Source organism: Stenotrophomonas forensis (genome assembly GCF_028752115.1).
Taxonomy (GTDB): Bacteria; Pseudomonadota; Gammaproteobacteria; order Xanthomonadales; family Xanthomonadaceae; genus Stenotrophomonas; species Stenotrophomonas forensis.
Genome location: NZ_CP082270.1, coordinates 1,806,817 through 1,825,004, shown reverse-complemented (window position 1 = coordinate 1,825,004; position 18,188 = coordinate 1,806,817). Strand labels below are relative to the sequence as shown.

Genomic DNA, 18,188 nt, shown 5'->3' with positions numbered 1-18,188 from the left:
CTCATTGCTCCACGGAAATGATGCCCAGCGTCTGATTGATCACCACACCGACCGTACCTCCGCTCGCCGTGCCGGTGGCCACGTTGCGGGTGACGATGATGGCCCGGTAGGTGAACTGCTCGGTGCCGGGGGTGTTGTCGGTGAAGGTGTGCGAGCCCGCCATGCGCGAACTCAGCTGCGACGGCCCACCCTGCTCGTTCAGCACCTCATAGTTGCCCGTGACGTTGAAGTTGGTGATGAACTGCTCGGCACCATTGCCCACCCGCCGATAGATCGCGATGGTGGCGTTCACCGGCCCGGAAACCCCGGTCCACCGGCCCGTGTTCGCCGTGTCGGTCTTGGTCATGTCGTAGCTGACCACGACGTTCTTGGCGCGCCCCAGCGTAGAGAACGGCCCGTTGACGATCTCGGCGTTGCCGTTGGTCGAAGTGGTCTGCACAGCGTTCTTGAGCACGCCGGCCGACAGGCTGCCTCCGAAGTACCCATTGCCCTGGTTGTCGATCCAGAACAGGCCGTTCGCCTTGCTCGCGTTGGCCGGGTTGGAGCCCACACCGATCCACATCATCAGGTCGTTGGATACACCGAACGGCTTGCCGTGCACCATCATGTAGGCCCCGGAACGAGTTACCCACCTGCCACTTCCGAAGGTTGTGCTGCCCGTATTGTTGGGGTCAACGATGCTCAACACGTCAGCAACAAAGCTGATTCGGCCAATGGTGCCGTCGTTGACGGACGTCATACCGATGGCATTGCCATTCACGTCCAGCGCCCAAGTGTACTTGGCAAACATGGTCGACTGGCCGTTCTCCAGCGTCGTCGCCCGCACCTCCATGGACTGCATTGCCGTGGCTGTGTCGGAGGTGGTGACTTCATCGCTCCAGGGAGTCGCGGAGGGGCCACGCTCCAGTTTCAGACGACGGAACGACATTACCTCACCCGTGCCCTCGCAGATCACGCCGGCCAGCAGCCGCGTAGCGTCCGGCGGCACATCGATTGGAACATTAAGCGCCTGCCAGATCCCCAGCTTGGAGCGATCGGACAGAACGGTCACCGAACCAATCAATCCGCTGCCGTTGTATGCGCTGAGCACCAACCGTGCATTGCCGACCGAGCCATTGCGGAACACCTCTCCGGACAGGTAGTGAACGCCTGCCGTCGGGCTCTGCACGTACTGATAGCAGCTGTCACTGCCGCTGGTCGGCTGGATCGCCAGGAATGGGCCGTGTGACGCATAGTTCAACGGCGCGCCGTTGGTCGGCGTACCGCCCCAGCCCGTCAGCCCATTGCGCCAACTGGGGTTCTTCAGCATGTTCGGGTTGGGGTTCATCCCCACCGACAGATGGGTGATGGCCGAACTGTTGGCCGTCACCGAGTCCCCGAGGTTGCTGACCTGGCTGGCCAACTGCTGTAGCCCCGCCGCAGACGCTTTTCCCTCCAGCGCGGCATCGGTCGTGTTGAGCCGCTCGCCCAACGCACTGTCGCGAGCGACACTGGCCTGCTCGACTGCAGTCACGCTGGCCGTGCTTGCCTTGCCGCCCAAGGCCGCGTTGGTGTTGTCGAGGCGCTGGGACAAGGCCGCGTCCGCCTCCGCCAACGCGTTAATCTGGCTGGCCACTTGCCCTGCGCTGGCAGCCTGACCACCATCTGCCGGAAGCTTCACCACAACGGCGTCAACGCGGCCGGCCTCTGCAGCAATGTCACTGGCGTTCTTCGTGGACATGCTGATGGCGGCCGCCAGCGCATCGCCCACCGAGGTGTAGTCGCCGATGGCCTCCCACACCGCCGGATTGGTGCCTGGCTCCACGTCCACGTTCTCGGCCAGCGCCCGGTACAGCGTCCCTGCGCGGCGCACGAAGTCGCCGGCCGGGTAGGTCGTGCCGGCCGCCCATTCGTCGGCGCCGACAATGTCCTCCAGGATGCCGTTGAGCGCGGCGACCTGGGCGTCGGTGTACTGACGCGCCTTGCCAACCGCCTCGTTCACCGCGGCTACGTCACCCGCCAGTCGATCGATGATCTCCTGCCCCACCCGCTGGTTCGCCCGCTCCGCCTCTTCCCATGTCTCCTGCATCTGCTCGCCGAGGTTGTTCCCCAGCGCCTTGACCACCACGCGCATGCCGGTGGAGAGCTCGCCCGAGGTGTTCACGCTGCGGCAGGCGAACGTCCAATCGCCAGACTCGGGGATGACCGCTTCGAAGGGCGCCGTGTGGTAGCCCGTCTCGCCTACCGGCGTCATCGCATTCCAGTCCGGGCTCATGTCCTTCCCCGGCATGTAGCGGATCTCGACGCCGGCAAAGTCCGCCGATCGCGTCGTGTCGCCCAGCCAGCCCCAGGTGTAAAGCCGCACGCCGCCGCTGCGCTCTTCCACGTCGAACAGGTCAACCAGCACCGGCGGTACGTCCGCACCGTGCGTGGCATAGGTCACCGTCACCGCCACGCCAGCCTGCCCGTCCGGGCTGTAGGGCCGCACGGTGATCGGGTATACGCCTGCGCGCGGAATGCGCCAGGTGGCCGAGCGCGTGGTGGTCGAGGCGACCTGCTCCAGCTCCGAATTCTGGTCCAGGTCCGACAGCACGCGGATCTCGCCCACCGGTCCGGTGATATCGAACGAGGCCTGCAGCTCGGAAAACACCGTGTCACCCTGCACCACCTGGCGCTCGGTGATCCGCAGGTTGCTGGCCACCGGCCGGGTGCCCAGTTGGGAGCCATTCTCCGGCGGGATGTACTCGCCGGTCTTCACGTAGTGCCAGTACTCCGGCCCCTCGGCCACCACGTCGACCGCGGCGCCCTTGAGATCGTTCTCCGGTTGGATGCCCACCACGCGCACGCGGTAGCCCGGCGTCTGCTTGAAGTCGTAGATCCAGATCGTGTCCCATGCCGGGTTACTGTCGCTGTTGCCCGGCAGCTCGGCATCGGTCGGCCACGGCTCGGCCAGCTGCAGCTGGTCGCTTTCTCCTGTGAACGGGCGCACCCGCAGCACGCGGTACACCCGCTCGCCTGGGATGCGCAGGCCGATATAGGCGCTGCCCTGCGCGGGTGCAGGCACCGGTACGTCAAGCTGCAGCGTCACGACTCGCCCCGCCCCCATCGATGCAGACAGGACCTGGCCGCCGAAGCCCCATTGCGTCAGGTCGTGCTGCAGCGCCAGCACCGACATGCGGCCGTAGGCCAGGTGCTCGATATCGGTGCTGTAGCTGATCGACTTGTACTGGTACAGGCTCTGCGCCAGATGCCACCGGGCCAGCATGGCGGCATGCGCCTCGCTGGTGACACCCTCGCCGGTCACCTGTGCCGGGTTGAGCATGGTGGTCACGCCGGGCGCAGGCACGCGCAGGGTCTTTGCCTCCCACGTGGCGCGGTCCAGGTAGCTGTACTCGATACCGTCGGCGCCGTTGGCCAAGGTGTACTCGACCTGGAACTGACCCTTCTTGATCGTGGCCATGTTGACCACGCCCGACAGCGGCTGCTCATCAGCGGCCCACACCACGGCCAGACGGCCCTTGGGCCATGCGATCTGGCCGAAGCCGGCCAGCGCGACCGCGTCCATCACCGCTTGGTGGTTGCGCTTCTCGGCCACCTGGTAGTCGTAGGTGAAGCCATTGGCCGCGCAGTGCAGCATGAAGGCCTTGAGTGCCTCCACGTCGATCTGGCTGTCGGGCAGACCCATGCCGGCAATCCGAACGCCCGCCGGCGACTTGATGCCACGGGCGTAGGCCAGGATCTGTGCGCCCGGGTTACTGCTTTCCTCGGTGACCCAGCCGATGGCGTCACCCTTCCACACCGGGATCGGGAAGGAATGTGCAACACAGCGCAGCTCGTCGGGGCTGCCGTTGAGCTGCCCGGATGCCTTCATGCGGATGCCGATGCGCGGGATGCCGTCATAACTGGCCGTGTCGGGCAGCACACTGACCAGGTTGGTCCAGCTGAAGCTGGCCTGCGCGTTGTTCCCGTCGGTGTTCAGGCCCGCAGTCCGCACTCGTACTTCGTACTGACCGGGCGGCACATCGAGGCCATAGGTCGCGCGCCGGGACTTCTGCGTCCGACCGGCCACGGTGTAGTTGCCGAACACACGCCAGCCGCTCTCGCCCACTGCGCGGTACTGGATCTGGATCTGTTCGCGGTTCTCGTAGTCGCGGCCCTTCTTGTCCGCATCGAAGATGCGAAAATCCATGTTCACCTGCAGCCGGATCGCACCCGCCGAGCTGGTGCGCTGAACCCAGTTGCTGGGCGTGTGCTTGGGATCGCTGCTGGTGTCCAGGATCACGCCACCGTCGACGCTGCCAGAGTTGCTGTACAGCGGAATGGCCTCATCCGGCATGCCGGGGAAGCCGCTGTGCCAGACCTGAACCCCCTCATAGCTGCTCAGCAGGGCATCGCCGTTGTACAGCTCGTCCACGCGGGCCACGTTGAGCCCCGGAGTCAGCACAAGCGACAGGTACTGCTCGTCACCCTCATAGTTCATGTACGGCTTGCTGGCCACGTCCGGCGCGATGCGCACCGTACCGAGCACGAACGACAGCGGCTCATAGGCACGCATCCGATTGCGGGGCGCCGAAATGGAGAAGAGTGTGTCGGCCGGAGCCGAGGCGGCAGCGCTGGGCAGCTTGGGACCGAGAACCTTGTTGATCAGCAGGCTGCCGGCAGCGTAGACAGCCGCGCGCGCAAGCGTCGTACCCAACACCGTGGAGGTGCCGATGCTGAAACCTGCAATGGCTGCACCGCCCAACGTGAAGTAGGCCAGTGCGACCTGGGCCACCAGCCGGATCGCGCTCTTACCGACCACGCCCCGGATCTCGATCACCTGGCCATGCTTCGGGTAAACGTTGCTCCACAGATGCCGCTCAACCGACCGGCCGCCGATAGTTACGAGCCACGCCTGCCCGTCCAGACCTTCCACATGGCGCTCAAGGAAGGCATACAGGCTCTCACCCGGGCGCAGGTCGGCCTGCAGGTTACGCTGGCCATCCAGCATCACCGGATGCGGGGTGATGATCAGACGGCCGGCATCGGTAGGCGTGTGCATCAGGCCCATGCGTAGTAACCCTCGATTCGCAGCCCAAAGTCGGGCAGATCGCGCACTCGGTGCAGCACGCTGCAGCCGTTGCGCTCGTTGCTGTGAAGGACCCAGCCCTCATGGGCCAGGAAAAAGAAAACCCCGGCATGGCCGGGGTTTCGGTGTCCCTGATCGAACATCAGGACAAGATCGCCGTCTTCGGGTGGTCCGTCTCGCAGGTGGGCGTAGGGCCGGGACAGTGCCCCCAGCTCAGCCGCGCCCTGCAGCCCGCGCGGGCGACGGCCCGGTAGGGTGATCACCCTATTGAACAGCTGCAGCTGCACGAGTACCACCAGGTCGGCGCAGTCGAATCCGTCTTCGTCGTAGGGGATGCCCACGAACTTCTCCACCTCGGCCAGGCGCATCAGAAGATCCCCGGCAGAGTGTAGGGATTGGCCCGCAACGTCACGGCCTGCTGGCGTGTCAGGAAATCCACCCCGAGCTGCGCCGAAGCCGTGCGGGTATTCACCAAGACTTGCGTCATCGGCAGGTCGTAGCTGGCCTCGATCACGTTGGCATCGGCCCGGTCGGTGATCATCAGGCGCGCCGTGACCAGCTCCCCCGGCTGCAACCGCTCCAGGTCCTCAGTGATCGAACGGCCCACGTTGTCGAGCACCAGCTGCGCGCGTGGCGCCTGCCCGCCCACATCGTCGGGCAGCTTGAAGCCGAACGGGAATCCCGTATACACGTTGCCCTGGCTCACCCAGTCGCCCGTGTCGTTGACGATGCGCAGCACCTCCACGAACGACGGGGCGCTCAGCTCCAGCAGCAGCAGGATGCCGGTGGCGTCGTCGGTGCGCTGCCGGCGCTCGGTGAACGTACTCATCGCAGATACTCCAAAACAAAGTCGCGCTTAGACAAGCGGAACCCAGGCGCTAGCGGCTCTAAACGCCCAATCCTCCCCGCCTGGAATCTTGCCCGAACCATTTGACCGGTCCTCGGATTTCTCACGTTGAACCAGCCGATTCTCTTGAGGCGGTTGAAGTACCAATCCTCGAAGTCGGAAGCAGCCTGCTCGGATCGAAAGAGAGCGGATGCACCCATGGTTTGCAAGACATGGGTATTCAGCAGCCGCTGCCGCGGCACACCGCGTTCCATCTCTGTTCGTTCAACTGAGGGTTCAAAGTCTTCGCCAAATGCCGCGAACAGTATCTCGGCATAGTTCGGGAATGTCTCCACAATCTTTCAGCTCCAATAGTCACTTGCAACTGCATGCGAGCGGTGATCCTGCTTTTGGTTTTATCCGGAGAAGTCCTGCCACCCATAGCGAGCCTTGCCGGCCATACCAATCTGCCCTCCGCTCGCCACGTTCTCAGCGACAACATCAATGATGAGACTCTTGATCTGTGACCCATCCGGCGCCGTCTCGGTCTGATGCCGCTGCTGAACTCGGTTGTCGCCGTAGTTGTTGACCACCACATTGCCGAAACCAGCGCTTGATCCTCCGTGCACGGTTACACCTAACCTGCCGTCAGATCCACGCCGCAAGGGCATAATGGCCTCTGGCCCCGCCTCACCGAACACCCCGGCTCCCTTAGCAAATGCAAACAGCTGGGGCGAGCTGTACACCCCACCGGAGTAGGTCGACAGGCTCGGCGACTGATACGCGGCACCTTTAGCGTGCGGAATGGGAATAGCCTCTTTTACGACTGATCCACCCCCTCCACTCAGCCCGAACAACCTCCCAATGCTGGTGCCCGACAGTCCATCCAGTAGGCCAACAGCGGCCTTCTGAGACTGTATGCGTAGCAAGTCAGCGATAACCGAGCGCGTCAGGTCACTGAAAGAGAGCTTCCCGGTTTCGCCGAATTTCACCCAAGCGTCTTCCCACCCATTCAGTGCAGTGGTCATCACACTGTTGGCCTGTTCCATGGAATTCTTTGCAGCGAAGCTGTAGTCCTCCCAACCGCGCTGGACGCCAACGCGCCAGTCACCGAGCAACGCGAGCCGCCGAGCCTGATAGCCCCCCTCCCGTCGCAGCTGATCATCACGATGACGTTCTGCATTGGCCGCGAGCTGATCCCACTGTTCCTTATCCGTGGCGACCTCCTTGCTGCCGATGCGCTTCAGTTCGTCCTCAAACTCTCGTTGAATCTCGATCCGTCGGCGCAGCTGAGCAACACTATCCTGACCGTGACCATAGGACATTAGGTCAAGCTCGTCGCTTCGCCTTCTCGTGGCGGCCTGCTGGTCGAAGATGGCCTGTTGGCGGGTTAGCGCCTCCAGGGTCTTCTTCTGCTTGTCCGTCGCATCCACCAAGTCACCGGTGGTCTTCAGCTCCTCCAACATCGTCCTGATGCGCTTCCGATCGGACTCTGGGATCTTTGCCCCCAACCGGTCCAGCTCTTCCAGGACCTGCACCCGCAGACGCTGGCTGACGGTAAGCTTCTCCTCGCTGCCAGACTGCTCCTTGTTCAGAGCTACCTGCTGCTGAATCCTGGCAACGATCGATGTTGCCGGATTCGTTTTGGAGTCGCCATTGCGGCGCGCCTCTGCCTCTTGGAACTGCTTGCGCGAGGCGGCCAGTTCCCGATCAATATCAGCCTGATCCTTGCCAAGCTTCTTGCCCAGGGCGACGATCTGCGCCTCTTCAGCGAGCTGCTTTTGACGCTTCGACAGGTTCTGTCCTGACAGGCGCTCCCATTCCTGCTGGTCCTTCTTCCGCTGCTCCAGGTGTTTGCGCTCCCCAACGCTGTCGATCGACGCATCCGCGCCATCAGCGTAGATGCCGGCCATCCTGACGGTGGGCTTTGGACTCAATCCCCAATAGCGCTCAGCGAAGTTGTTCGCTAACCCGAGGTAGCCGCCCAGCAACTTGGCCTGACCTGCTATCGGGGTAAAGAACGATGCAGTTTCCGCTACAGCGCCCCGCTTCAAGCCTGTGGTGCGGGATAGAAGGCGGTCAGTCAGCTCGATGTAACGCCCCAGCTCGTTGAAGGCAGAGGACGTGTCGTCCTTTACTGCCTTCCACCACTGGCTGACGCCCGAAAGGGACTCACGCGCCTTCGCTGACACATCTCCAAGGCTGTCGTGATAGATCCGGATTGCCTCCGTGACCGCCTCCTGCTGCCTCCCCTCTTCCTGCAGCGCGGTCACCCGATCCAGCTGGGCTCGAGTGAGGAAGTGCTCTGCCTCGTTCAGCTTGAGCAATCCTTCGACCGGGTCCTTTGCCAGCTCTTTGAACTTGCCGATGGTTGAGTCGATGCTCTGGCCAGTCGCGCCTTCCATTTCGGCCGCTGATTCCGACACCAAGCGGAACTGTTCGCCGATGAAGCGGCCCGAAGCCGCAACTTGTGTCAGTGCCGCGAGAGCCTTGCCCCGCGTTACACCGCCAAGGTTGTCCATCTGCCGAGCGAGCGCCGCAATCTGCTCGGCGCTGGTCCCGGCATAGTTCCCGGTCGTGATCAGCGCCAGTTCTGCCTGTCGCTGCGCCTCTCCCACCTGATACCAGGCCACGCCAAGCGCCGCGGTCGCAGCGGCCGCAGCCGTCAGCGGGTTGATCATCGACAGCAGCTGCGACGCCAGGGCGGCGGCCGCAGGCCGGATGCCTCCGAACATGTCCTTAAGCTGTCCGCCCTGCTGCAGGAAGACAGTCAGCGGGTTCTGTCCACCCTGCAGGCTCACAGCAATGTCCGTGATCTGCGCCGGCACACCGCGCATGGCTGCTGCCTGCTGGGCCGCGCTGACACCGAAGGCGTTCAGCTCCTTGCCCGAGCGCTTGGCTGCCGCTTCAGCGCGGGCGAGCTTCTGCACGATTTCGTCCAGCACCGGCCCGCTCGTGCGCAATGCGGCGTTGTAGGCCAGCTGCTGCGACCGGGTCATGCCGAGGGTGTCTGCCTGGCGAACAAGCGTATCGATGCGCGAGCGCTCAGCGCGAGACAGCTGCTGATACTGCTGCTGCGCGCTGCCCGACATGTCGGCAACACCGCGCTTTGCTGCAGTGATTGCGCTGTCGAACTGCTGCGTATCGACAACCAGGTCGATTCGAGCTGCGCCAATTGATTGTTCGGTCATGGTCAGCCCTTGCTGATTTCGGTTAGGGCGGCGCCCTCAATGATGCGGATCGCGGCCATCACCTCGGCCCGGCGATCACCGGTCAACCCTTCGCGGTCCAGCTCTTGGAACACGACGTTGTAGTCCAGGCCAAACGGTCCTCCGGCGCTTGCACGCCACTGGGTGGAGACCCGGGAGAAGATTTCGATAGGCAGCGAGCACTCGGGCCACAGCTGCACCTCCGGCGGCTGGTAGTGCTTCGCTTTGAGGCCAACCTGGGCAAGCTCGGCCTCGGTGGGGGCGTGCCAGTACAGCGCCCCCACCGCCTCGATCAGTTTCCCTTGCGGGCCACCTGGATGGCTTGGGAGTAGCCGGTGATGATCACCGCGTCCAGTCCGATCTGCTGCTGCAGGGCCTCATCCACGCCGGCAGTATCCAGCGACACGTCGGCATCCCACTCAGCCACCATGTCGAGGATCGCCTGGGTCGGCGTGGTCTCCTGCCCCGCCAGACGCTGCAGCAGGGTCGTGTAGGCCTCCTGCGTCAGGTGCCGATAAGTGAGGTTGAGCTTCTGCTCGCGGCCGTGACCGACGATGGTCAGCGCTGCCTTGAAGGTCTCCGGGGCCTTTACCTTGAACATCAGGCGCCCTCCACCAGGACTGAATCAGCCAGAGCGGTGAACGTCGCGGTGGTGCCCATCGGCGTGTTCGCGTTCATGGTCGGATCGCCGTCGTAGCTCAGGTAGCCATACCAGTACAGAACATCGCCGCCGGCGAGCTTGGCCCGCAGCACCACAGGTTCGCCCTTCGCGTCGACCGTCTTCAGCGCCGGATACCAAGGCTTGGTCGGGTCGTAGTAGAGCGGGATGGTGATGGTCTTGGCGTTCTTGAAGGTCGGGATCTGGATCTGACGGCCGGTCGGGTTCTCCAGCAGCGTGCCGCTCCAGTACTGCTGCTCACCGCCAGCGGTTGTCGGATCACCCTGCTGGTCCATGTCCATGAAGGCACCGGCCTTGCGCAGGAAGCCTGCGCCGCTGGTGCCTGGATACAGAGAGGTGTCGGTGGTGTCGGTGCCGAGCAGTTCGATCGCACCCGTGGATTCTGCGCCAGCACGCGTCGTGCGGTTGTTCAGGGCCGGCCAGCCGGGTATCTCCAGCACCACCACGTCATCGGTGTCGACCGCATTGGCGGCGATGCTCGCCAGCGCCGGGGCCGCCTTGGAGATTCCGGTGGTTGCGATCTTGGTGGCCACCACCGGCGCGAAACCGAACTGGGTGCCCTTCGGGAGCTTGAGTGCCATGTGTTGTGTTCCTCTGGTTGAAAACGAAAAGCCCGGCGCTTGGCCGGGCTGATGCGGGGTGGGTGGGACGCTTACGGGTCAGGGAACCAGAGCCCGAAGTCGAGGCGGGCGCCGTATGCCTTGATGGGCGCCTCGTACATGGCGACTGCAGCGCCAAATGGCTCGGAGTGCGGAACGCCGGAACAGATCGCATCCTCAATGCGACGGATCAGCGTGTTGGCTTCCGGTCGGGACTTGGACCAGATGGTGATCTGCACCCGCGCGTGCTTGTGGTCCGGCATAGATCCCTCGAGGAACCACAGTGCCTGGCCACCGACTTGCTGATAGAGCGCAAACGGGAAGACCGGCTGGTCCGGCGGAACGTCGGGGTAGAAGCGCCCCTCTACCAAGGGGGCAACCAGGGCATGGAGGGACGGTTCGTAGCTCATCCGCCACCTCCTCGCACCTCGCGCAACAGCTCGGGCAGCCGCTCCCTCCCCCTTTCCACCATCGCCGCCTGCGCGCGCGTCAGGGACGCCTCGTACCCTGGCCGGACGAAGGGCTTGGCGGGAACCCATTCTGGCTGCGCAAGCGGTGCACCCAGCGTCCAGGATCCGTCCGTGTCCTTGTAAACCGCATGCGTCTGCCAGTGGCCGAACTCCACCAAATGCCCGTGTGGCGCCTTCTTGGCGTTCCACGAGATCGAGTACACCTGCCGACGGTCGGTGGATCGGCCGTCCCGGTACGCTAGGTAGATCGCATCGCGAAGACTGCCGGGGCGCAGACTGCCCCCCTCCTCCGTGCCGACCGGTGCCCGCAGCTTCACCTCATCCCGAATGACCTGGCCACCTGCAACGGCCATGGAGCGGGCGAGACTGACGCGCGAGTCGAGAAGCGCCTCCAGTCCCTTCACCGCGTCGGAGAAGTCAACGTTGGCCTTGATGCTCATCCGCTGTTGCCTCCCTGCTCAGTGATGATGAAGGCGCGATCCTTGCGAGCGAGGTCACGGGTGATTCCTTTGACCTCAAACACGAGGCCCTCGTACAGGATCCGCATGGTTGCGTCGATCCCGAGTGCCGTCACGGTCTGAAACCTGGCCATGAAGCTGTACCGGGAGATCGACGCCGGGACGCCGCCTTGTAGACCAGCGCGGATCGCTCCGAGACCAGTTTCGCCGGCAATGCTGACCATGATCTCGTCGACCAGCTCCCAGCCCTGAACTGGTTGCCCCCAGTCATCCGTTCCGGCCGCCGGCCGCTCTACCCGGACCTTTCGATTGAGCAAGCCTGCGCGCATCAGAATGTCTTCCTGTACCAGAGGAGTCGCTCGACGCCGAACTGCACCTCAGTGGATACCTCGCCGACCACAATCGCCTCACGGTTGGCGACCCAGTGCCCCACCAGCAGAAGTGCAGCCTGCATCACGTCCGGCGACAGCTTCATCTCATCCGGGCCGGCAGGCTCACCCTCGACCAGCCTCCGGTCGCAGTGCTGCTCGATGTGCGACAACGCGGCTGCCACGTACTGCTGCAGCAAGGCGTCGTCCACGTCGGCAACGATGTTGCACTGCTTGCGCACCAGCTCCAGGTCGAGGGTGACGGCCATTACGCGGGATCCTTCTTCTGGGCTTCAGCCAGCGCCGCTGCCAGGCGGGCAGCGCCCCAACGACGGTCGAACTCGACGCCGGCGGCTTCCAGCTGCTGGATCAGGAGCGCCCTTTCATCAGCGCCAACCTGATCGGCTGCCTGGGTGCCTGCGGCAGCGTCGGTAACAGCGCCGGCCGTGCCAGCTTCACCGGACGCGGCACCGTAGCCCACGGGTGCGCCTGCGGTGCCTGGAGCTGCATCGGTACTGGCGGCTCCGCCCACACCGTCGCCCTCGCCGGCCTTCAGTTCGCTGGGCTTGGCGGGCTTTTTCTCTTGGGGTGCGGCACTTTCGTGGACCTGTACCACCAAGCCCTTGCCGACCAGCGCGTGCCCGTACTCCGGGTCCACATTTTCGAACACCTGGCCGGCCTGCACATCGGCAGACTCGGCGTTGAGCTTCGGGGCATCACCGCGAAAGCACCATACGGCTTTGATATTCATGTTCCTACTCCGCATCGAAAGAGAGAGGCCGGCGCGTGGCCGGCCTTGTTCGGGGTCAGCTCGCTATCACGCCTGCGGCTTGAAGCGGCCCTTCACGAACGCTTCGACGCGCCGCTTGGCCAGGCCCAGGCGCTCTTCGACCAGCAGCACGCGCTGGTTCTTCACGAAGTCGTCGTTGATCAGGCCGACCTTGAACAGGAAGCTCATGCGGTCGTAGATCGTGGCGCCGCGCTGGAAGTTGGCGACCAGGAACTCGCCACCGGTGGTGGTGCCGTCGCCCTCGTCCATGCTGTCGGAAGCCACCACCGGGCGGCCCCACAGGATCGGGGTCACGAAGCCCTGCAGGTTGGCGAACAGGTAGCGATTCTGGCTGTCCTTCTCCAGCTCGATGTTCATCCAGTCCAGCTCGGTCATCACCGTTGCGTCGGCCGACAGCTTCGACTGCTTGCGAACCTGGTAGATCGCGCGGCGGACGGTGTCGATCGAGGTGTCGCTCGCCTTCGAAAGGTCGGCGTCGAACACGGTGGCATCGGTCATCAGGCCAGGCAGGTTGTTTCCCAGGCCGTCGCCCTTCAGGATCTGGACTTCTTCTTCCAGCTTCAGGTCATAACGCAGCAGCTGCTGCAGGTAGCCGTACATCTGCGGCACATCGTCCAGCGCTTCGTCGGTCACCGGAATCCAGACGGCCAGCTTCTTCACCAGGTCGGTCTTCTGCTCGAAGGTGACGTTGCTCTGCGGTTTGGCCGTGCCTTCGCCGACCGGGCCGGCGCCGCGGGTGTGCAGCTTCTCCCGGTAGTAGGTGTAGCTCTGGCCGGTGACGGAGATCGACGGAATCAGGTCGCGGATGCGCAGTTCCTGGCGGATGCCCGGCTGAATCGTCGGGTCGTAGTTCGGGACGACGATGCCGGCGCTGGTGACCGCCTTGGTTTCCTGCATGGACGCCAGCTCGTCCTTCTTGATCTCGATCTCCGCCGCCGACTTCTCGCGGCCCATCAAGGACTTGTACTCGTCGTTGCCCTTGATGAAATCGATGAAGCCCTTCTTCGTGCCGGGCTGGTTTCCCAGCCCGATGCCCTTTTCTTCCAGCTTCAGCACCTTGTCGACCACCTTCTGGATCTCGTCGGTGGCGGTCTGGATCTGATTCTTCAGGTCGGTGGTGACCTGGTTGCCCTTTTCGATCTCGGCCGAGGCGCTGTCGTACTTCTTCTGCAGGCCGGCGAAGCCGTCCTTCAGCTGCTTTTCCAAGCCCTCACGGATATCGCTGATGTTCTCGCTCATTGGTGCATACCTTTGAAAATGGATTCGATGGATGTGCCGAGTTGCTGCAGCTGCTTCACGGTCTCCGTGTCCCCAATGCCACCGTCACGGTGGATCGCAGGAAAGCCGAGCGAGGCGACGGCCGCCGCCTCTTTCTGGGACAGCCCCATGCGTTCGCGCAGGGCCGATTCGAAGGTGCGAACGTCGGACTTGACGCTCATGACCTGTGCTTCTGGATTCATTCCGAAGGGGACAAATGACGCCTCCCACAGTTCAGCCTTCTTGATGACCCGAACCTGCTTGCCGCCACGCGTTTCAATGGCGTCTTCAAGCGTGTTGAATCCGATTGACATCTCATCGAGCGTGCCATCCCTCATCAACTCGTATGCGTCCCTTGCATAGCTGACATTGAGGTTGACCTTTCCACTCAGTAGGAGACCCTTACTGTCTTGCTCGAATGCGGAGTTGCCTACCAATCGCGTCAGGTTGTGATACAGCGCTAGCCGCAAGCGACCGTTTCGATTTGTTTTTACCTTTACGAACGCGCCAGGGACGATCAGATCTCCGCCGAGATCAACATTGTCAAAGACCGAGGCATAGCCGACGAAATTTCCGGATTCGTCTGCCGACTTCACTTCGAATGGGCAAGCGAGGTTGCTAAGCATTGGCGGGGTCTCCGGTTGGGTCGTCACTGCTGGAATCAGGTTTGTTGCTGGTCCACCGGGTGACCTGGTTGTACTGCTCACCGTCGAGCACGGGCAGGTTCTCCTTGACCCGAACCTCGTTGATCGTCATCCAGCCCGAGCCGCCGGAGCCGCCAAGTGCGGTCTTGTAGTAAGTGGAACGGGCGCCGCTGTCGGCGCGCAGCAGGCCCTCTACAACGGCCTCCACGAACATGTCCCCATCAGCGAACAGCTTGTCGTTGATCTCGCTCTCGATGGCGTCCAGGTAGGGCTTCAGGCCAAAGGTGACGAAGCCGCTGGTTTGCTGTTCCAAGTTCGAGCCCAGCACCGACGTGGAGCGCGCGCGATTGGTCAGGTACAGAGGGACGCCCCAGATGCCGGCGAGTGCCTCCTCTTGGAACTGCTGCGACTCGATGAACTGGCTGTCTTTCTGCGTCAGACCGGCTGGAGTGATCGTTGGCCCGCCCTGCAGGATGGCCATCTTGCCCAAGTCATCCACGTCGCCCTGGCGGATATCGGGGAGCTTCGCCTTGATCTGGGCCTGCTGCTCTTTGGTCAGGAAGCCCGGATAGGTGATGTATCCACCGGTGAAGCCGCCCTTGCGCATGAAGCGGGCCGACCAGTCCTGCGCAGCGCGCGCCAAGCCGATGGTTTCCGCCTGGTACTCGACTGGCGACAGGCCAACGATGCCGTCCGGACTGAACAGCTTGAAGTGCAGCATGTTCTCCGGAGACACCGGAGTTTCGCTGCCGTTGATGTTGGCCCAGTAGATCAAGCCGTCGTCGGTGTCGATTCGGATGTTGTCCACCGCCACCGGGATCAGGCCAATCCAATCGCCGCTGTCATCGCGTCGAATGATGACGAACGCATTGCCCCGCAAAGCCATGTTCACCACCACCGCTTTGATCAGGTCCAGCCACTTGACGAAGGGGTTGGGCTTGCTCAGCAGGCGCAGGAGCCGCCGCCGCTGCGGGCTGGCTCCCTTGACCAGCGCTCGCACGCCGTTCTTGTCCTCATACAGCTTCCAGGGCAGCCCTGCGGCCGACTCGGTCAGGACCTTGACGCACGACCAGACGATGCTGACCGTCAGTGCCTTCTTGGGCGTCACCCGAACGCCCGCCTTCGTGCCGCGGCCACCGGTGGATAGGTCGACCTCCACGTAGTTGCCTGTGGCGGGGTCGTCGTATCCGAAGAACCGCCAGGTCAGCGGGTTGTACCAGCGAAAAGTTGTCATCCGATCAGCCCAAAGAAGCCGTTTTCCAGGTAGTCATCGATGCCGCCGGCGTCGGGCGGCATGGCGTGTGCCGCGCCGATGGCCATGCATAGGGCCACCGCGGCGTCGATCTTGTTTGCCGATCTGGCCTTCGACAGCCAGCTGTTGCCCCAGCGGTCCGATTCGATGACGGCGGACATGATTGCGGACACCAAGACGGGGTTACGGCGCAGGCGTAGGCGACCTTCCAGAAGCGCCTCTTCCAGCAGGCGCAGAGATCCAGGCATCCACATGCCCTCCGGCGCAGGTTGCCCCGACTGCTCAGCGGCCTCGACCGCCGCCTCCAGTGGCTTGCCCTTCTTGCAGCCGCCCTGCGGGTGCTCGGCGAAGGTCACCGACAAGCCAATGTCGTTGACCTCTTCCTCGAACCGGCGGAACGCGTAGCGGTCGTACGCGACCAGCTGCACGTCGTATCGGTTGTCGTACTCAGCCATGACCTGAGCCACGTGCCGGAAGTTGATCGCTTGACCTTGGGGCGCGTGCAGGTATCCACCGTTTACCCACGTGCGATAGGGCAGCTTGTCCTGCAGCTGCCGCGCGTCCAGCGTGTCACCGGGCGTCCAAGCCTCGATCCAGGCGTCGAATGTCGGCTTCTCGATGACCAGCTTCTCGCCTTCGACTTCAACCTCCACCGGGACAGTGCCGGTCTCCACTACTGCAGCCATCGCGGTGATATCGCGAACCTGCGACAGATCGAGGCCGAGGTAGACCTTGCGGCCCTCATGCATGCGCGGGTCGAAGTCGGCCAGCGCCGGTTCCAGCGTTGGGCGCGTCATCCAGGCGGTCTCCGCATCGGTCCACACACAGAAGTGCAAACGAAGAATGCCGTTCAGTGACCCGGGGATCGCTTTGGCTTGCGCCACCACGTCCGCCAGGTACTGCTCGGTAATAGTTACCCCCAATAGGGGATTGGCCTTCGCCCAGCAGCTGGGATCCTCAAGCGGGTCGTCCCCGTCGTCCAGGCTGCACACGTAGCTGAAGGTTCGGTCGTCGATCACGTCGCCAACGAAGGTCGGATCATTCACCGCCTCGGTGTGGCCGGCGGCGACCTTGACCGCATGCTCATGCTCTTCCCAGCACACCGAGGTTCGGTCGCTGCCGGAATTGGTGATCATGAACAGCAGCGGTTCGCGGCGGAACTTGAAGCCGCGCTCCAGCATTTCGATGATTCGCCGGTCGGGAAGCTCGTGCACCTCGTCGACCAGCACGAAGAACGGCCGAGGGCCGGAGCCAGTGCGCCCTGTGTCGCGCGATACAGGCCGGAAGAAGCTCGCGCTGGCGTGGTGCGCCATGCTGAACTCTCGTCCTTCGCCGCCGGCGAACTCGACTCGCTTGGCCAGAAGCGGCGACTTCTTGACCATCTTCACCGCATCGGCGAACAGAATGCCCGCCTGATCCTTCTTCGCGGCCGCCGAGTAGATCTGCGCGCCGGCCTCGCGTGCGGCAGTCATCCCGAGCAGGCCCAGGCCTCCGGCCAGCGGGCTCTTGCCGTTGCCCTTGCCCTGCTCGATATACGCGCGACGGAAGCGCCGAAGGCCGTCGGCCCCCTTCCAGCCAAACAGCGAGCCGATGATGAATGCCTGCGAGGGGTGCAGCTCGAACTTCCGGCCTTCGAACTGCCCCTCGGAGAGCATCAGCACGTTCTCGAAGTACCGGAACGCGTACTCCGCAGCCTCGTGGTCAAAGTAAAGGCCCCTTTCGGGGCCTTCGATCAGATCCTGCAGGTGGCGGCGACAGGCGTTTCGCACGTGCGGCCCGGCAACGATCCGGCCGGCCACCACGTCCAGCGCATACGCCTTAGTGCGGTCGGCCGGCGCTCGGGCCACCGAAGAATTCTTCGCCTTGGTCGTCTTCGTCACCGCCATGCGAGACCTTCGATTCATCCACAGGTGTGGCGCCCAGCTTCGAAAGGATCGAACTGAGCGCCTGGGTTGCTGACACGCCGAATTCGGCTTTGGGGTCTTCCATCCGCGCCGTCCAGAGGCACGCCAGGCGGAGAAGCACCCGGTGGCTGGAGTTGAGCCACGACATTTCCGATGCGAACTCCTTCCACGCCCGCTTCTCGGCCGCGGTCATGGTCTTGAACGGCTCGCCCAATGGGCGCGTGCCTTTCGGTCTCTTCCTCCCGGCATGCCGGCCTGGGTTCTTGATGGCGGCGCCGCTTGTCGCAGCCTTTGCGACGGGCAATCGGGGCCTTGGCATGAATTCCTCGGGAAAATGCGGGATTTCTTGGCAGGAATGGCCCGCTCGAGGGTCGTCCCGTGAATTGTGGATACGCGAATTTAGGGGAACGATCGGTCTAGGCCGAGATCGACCTAAACAATTCGCTCCCCCTACCCTGCGCGGCGTGGAACATGATGCCGTGGAACTGGTCAGCCTCCGATCGGCCAACCGTCGTCATCACAACCTCTGATCTGCACGGCGCCTCGCTCCAGTCTTGCCTGATCGCTGTTGTGGCAGTTGGCACACTGGCTGTCGAAGGGACCGCTCCAGAACATCTCCTCGGTCTCTCCGGCCGGGTGTCCGTTGGAGTGGTTGCAAATCGTAGCCACCGTCACGTGGCCGCGC

The 18,188-nt window shown here is 63.5% G+C and carries 18 protein-coding genes; all 18 read right to left on the bottom strand.

Translation table 11 applies throughout. The features are described 5' to 3' along the window. Position 1: 1 nt before the first annotated feature. The 18 genes from K5L94_RS08690 to K5L94_RS08605 all read right to left on the bottom strand — a co-directional run bounded on the left by K5L94_RS08690 (position 2) and on the right by K5L94_RS08605 (position 17,717). Entirely contained in the window at positions 2-5,020 is a 5,019-nt protein-coding gene (locus tag K5L94_RS08690) for a host specificity factor TipJ family phage tail protein (protein WP_274512450.1), read from the bottom strand. Further along, the gene (locus K5L94_RS08685; protein ID WP_053450082.1) at positions 5,020-5,415 is read right to left on the bottom strand and encodes an NlpC/P60 family protein; all 396 of its coding nucleotides are present in this window, start codon (positions 5,413-5,415) and stop codon (positions 5,020-5,022) included. Before K5L94_RS08685 ends, K5L94_RS08690 begins: the two co-directional genes overlap by 1 nt. Further along, on the bottom strand, positions 5,415-5,876 hold the full coding sequence (locus K5L94_RS08680; protein WP_274512449.1) for a DUF1833 family protein: 462 nt from the start codon (positions 5,874-5,876) through the stop codon (positions 5,415-5,417). Before K5L94_RS08680 ends, K5L94_RS08685 begins: the two co-directional genes overlap by 1 nt. After that, a complete protein-coding gene (locus K5L94_RS08675) occupies positions 5,873-6,229 on the bottom strand; it encodes a hypothetical protein (RefSeq protein ID WP_274512448.1) in 357 nt (118 codons plus the stop codon). Before K5L94_RS08675 ends, K5L94_RS08680 begins: the two co-directional genes overlap by 4 nt. 60 nt (positions 6,230-6,289) lie before the next feature. Beyond that, positions 6,290-9,064, bottom strand: a complete 2,775-nt coding sequence (locus tag K5L94_RS08670) for a phage tail tape measure protein (RefSeq protein WP_274512447.1) — start codon at positions 9,062-9,064, stop codon at positions 6,290-6,292. Between the two features lie 2 nt (positions 9,065-9,066). Further along, the gene (locus K5L94_RS08665; protein WP_274512446.1) at positions 9,067-9,366 is read right to left on the bottom strand and encodes a DUF1799 domain-containing protein; all 300 of its coding nucleotides are present in this window, start codon (positions 9,364-9,366) and stop codon (positions 9,067-9,069) included. A gap of 8 nt (positions 9,367-9,374) precedes the next feature. Next, positions 9,375-9,683 carry a phage tail assembly chaperone gene (locus tag K5L94_RS08660; protein ID WP_274512445.1) on the bottom strand — a complete coding sequence of 103 codons (309 nt, stop codon included), beginning with the start codon at positions 9,681-9,683 and terminating at the stop codon, positions 9,375-9,377. Next, positions 9,683-10,342 (bottom strand): phage tail protein, encoded by a 660-nt coding sequence (locus tag K5L94_RS08655; protein ID WP_274512444.1) that lies wholly within the window; start codon positions 10,340-10,342, stop codon positions 9,683-9,685. Before K5L94_RS08655 ends, K5L94_RS08660 begins: the two co-directional genes overlap by 1 nt. A 71-nt stretch (positions 10,343-10,413) precedes the next feature. Next, positions 10,414-10,770 carry a DUF3168 domain-containing protein gene (locus K5L94_RS08650; protein ID WP_274512443.1) on the bottom strand — a complete coding sequence of 119 codons (357 nt, stop codon included), beginning with the start codon at positions 10,768-10,770 and terminating at the stop codon, positions 10,414-10,416. After that, positions 10,767-11,270, bottom strand: coding sequence for an HK97 gp10 family phage protein (locus K5L94_RS08645; RefSeq protein WP_274512442.1), 504 nt, complete (start codon positions 11,268-11,270; stop codon positions 10,767-10,769). The genes K5L94_RS08650 and K5L94_RS08645 overlap by 4 nt, the downstream gene beginning before the upstream one ends. Further along, complete coding sequence (locus K5L94_RS08640; protein WP_274512440.1) at positions 11,267-11,617, bottom strand: head-tail adaptor protein; 351 nt, start codon at positions 11,615-11,617, stop codon at positions 11,267-11,269. Before K5L94_RS08640 ends, K5L94_RS08645 begins: the two co-directional genes overlap by 4 nt. Then, entirely contained in the window at positions 11,617-11,925 is a 309-nt protein-coding gene (locus K5L94_RS08635) for a head-tail connector protein (protein WP_274512439.1), read from the bottom strand. Before K5L94_RS08635 ends, K5L94_RS08640 begins: the two co-directional genes overlap by 1 nt. Next, complete coding sequence (locus K5L94_RS08630; RefSeq protein ID WP_274512438.1) at positions 11,925-12,407, bottom strand: hypothetical protein; 483 nt, start codon at positions 12,405-12,407, stop codon at positions 11,925-11,927. Before K5L94_RS08630 ends, K5L94_RS08635 begins: the two co-directional genes overlap by 1 nt. A 66-nt stretch (positions 12,408-12,473) precedes the next feature. Next, a complete protein-coding gene (locus K5L94_RS08625; RefSeq protein ID WP_274512437.1) occupies positions 12,474-13,685 on the bottom strand; it encodes a phage major capsid protein in 1,212 nt (403 codons plus the stop codon). Beyond that, positions 13,682-14,329 carry an HK97 family phage prohead protease gene (locus tag K5L94_RS08620; RefSeq protein WP_274512436.1) on the bottom strand — a complete coding sequence of 216 codons (648 nt, stop codon included), beginning with the start codon at positions 14,327-14,329 and terminating at the stop codon, positions 13,682-13,684. Before K5L94_RS08620 ends, K5L94_RS08625 begins: the two co-directional genes overlap by 4 nt. Continuing rightward, the gene (locus tag K5L94_RS08615; RefSeq protein ID WP_274512435.1) at positions 14,322-15,581 is read right to left on the bottom strand and encodes a phage portal protein; all 1,260 of its coding nucleotides are present in this window, start codon (positions 15,579-15,581) and stop codon (positions 14,322-14,324) included. The genes K5L94_RS08620 and K5L94_RS08615 overlap by 8 nt, the downstream gene beginning before the upstream one ends. Next, a complete protein-coding gene (locus K5L94_RS08610) occupies positions 15,578-17,485 on the bottom strand; it encodes a terminase large subunit (protein WP_274512434.1) in 1,908 nt (635 codons plus the stop codon). The genes K5L94_RS08615 and K5L94_RS08610 overlap by 4 nt, the downstream gene beginning before the upstream one ends. After that, positions 17,418-17,717, bottom strand: a complete 300-nt coding sequence (locus tag K5L94_RS08605; RefSeq protein WP_239510785.1) for a hypothetical protein — start codon at positions 17,715-17,717, stop codon at positions 17,418-17,420. Before K5L94_RS08605 ends, K5L94_RS08610 begins: the two co-directional genes overlap by 68 nt. Positions 17,718-18,188: the final 471 nt, after the last annotated feature.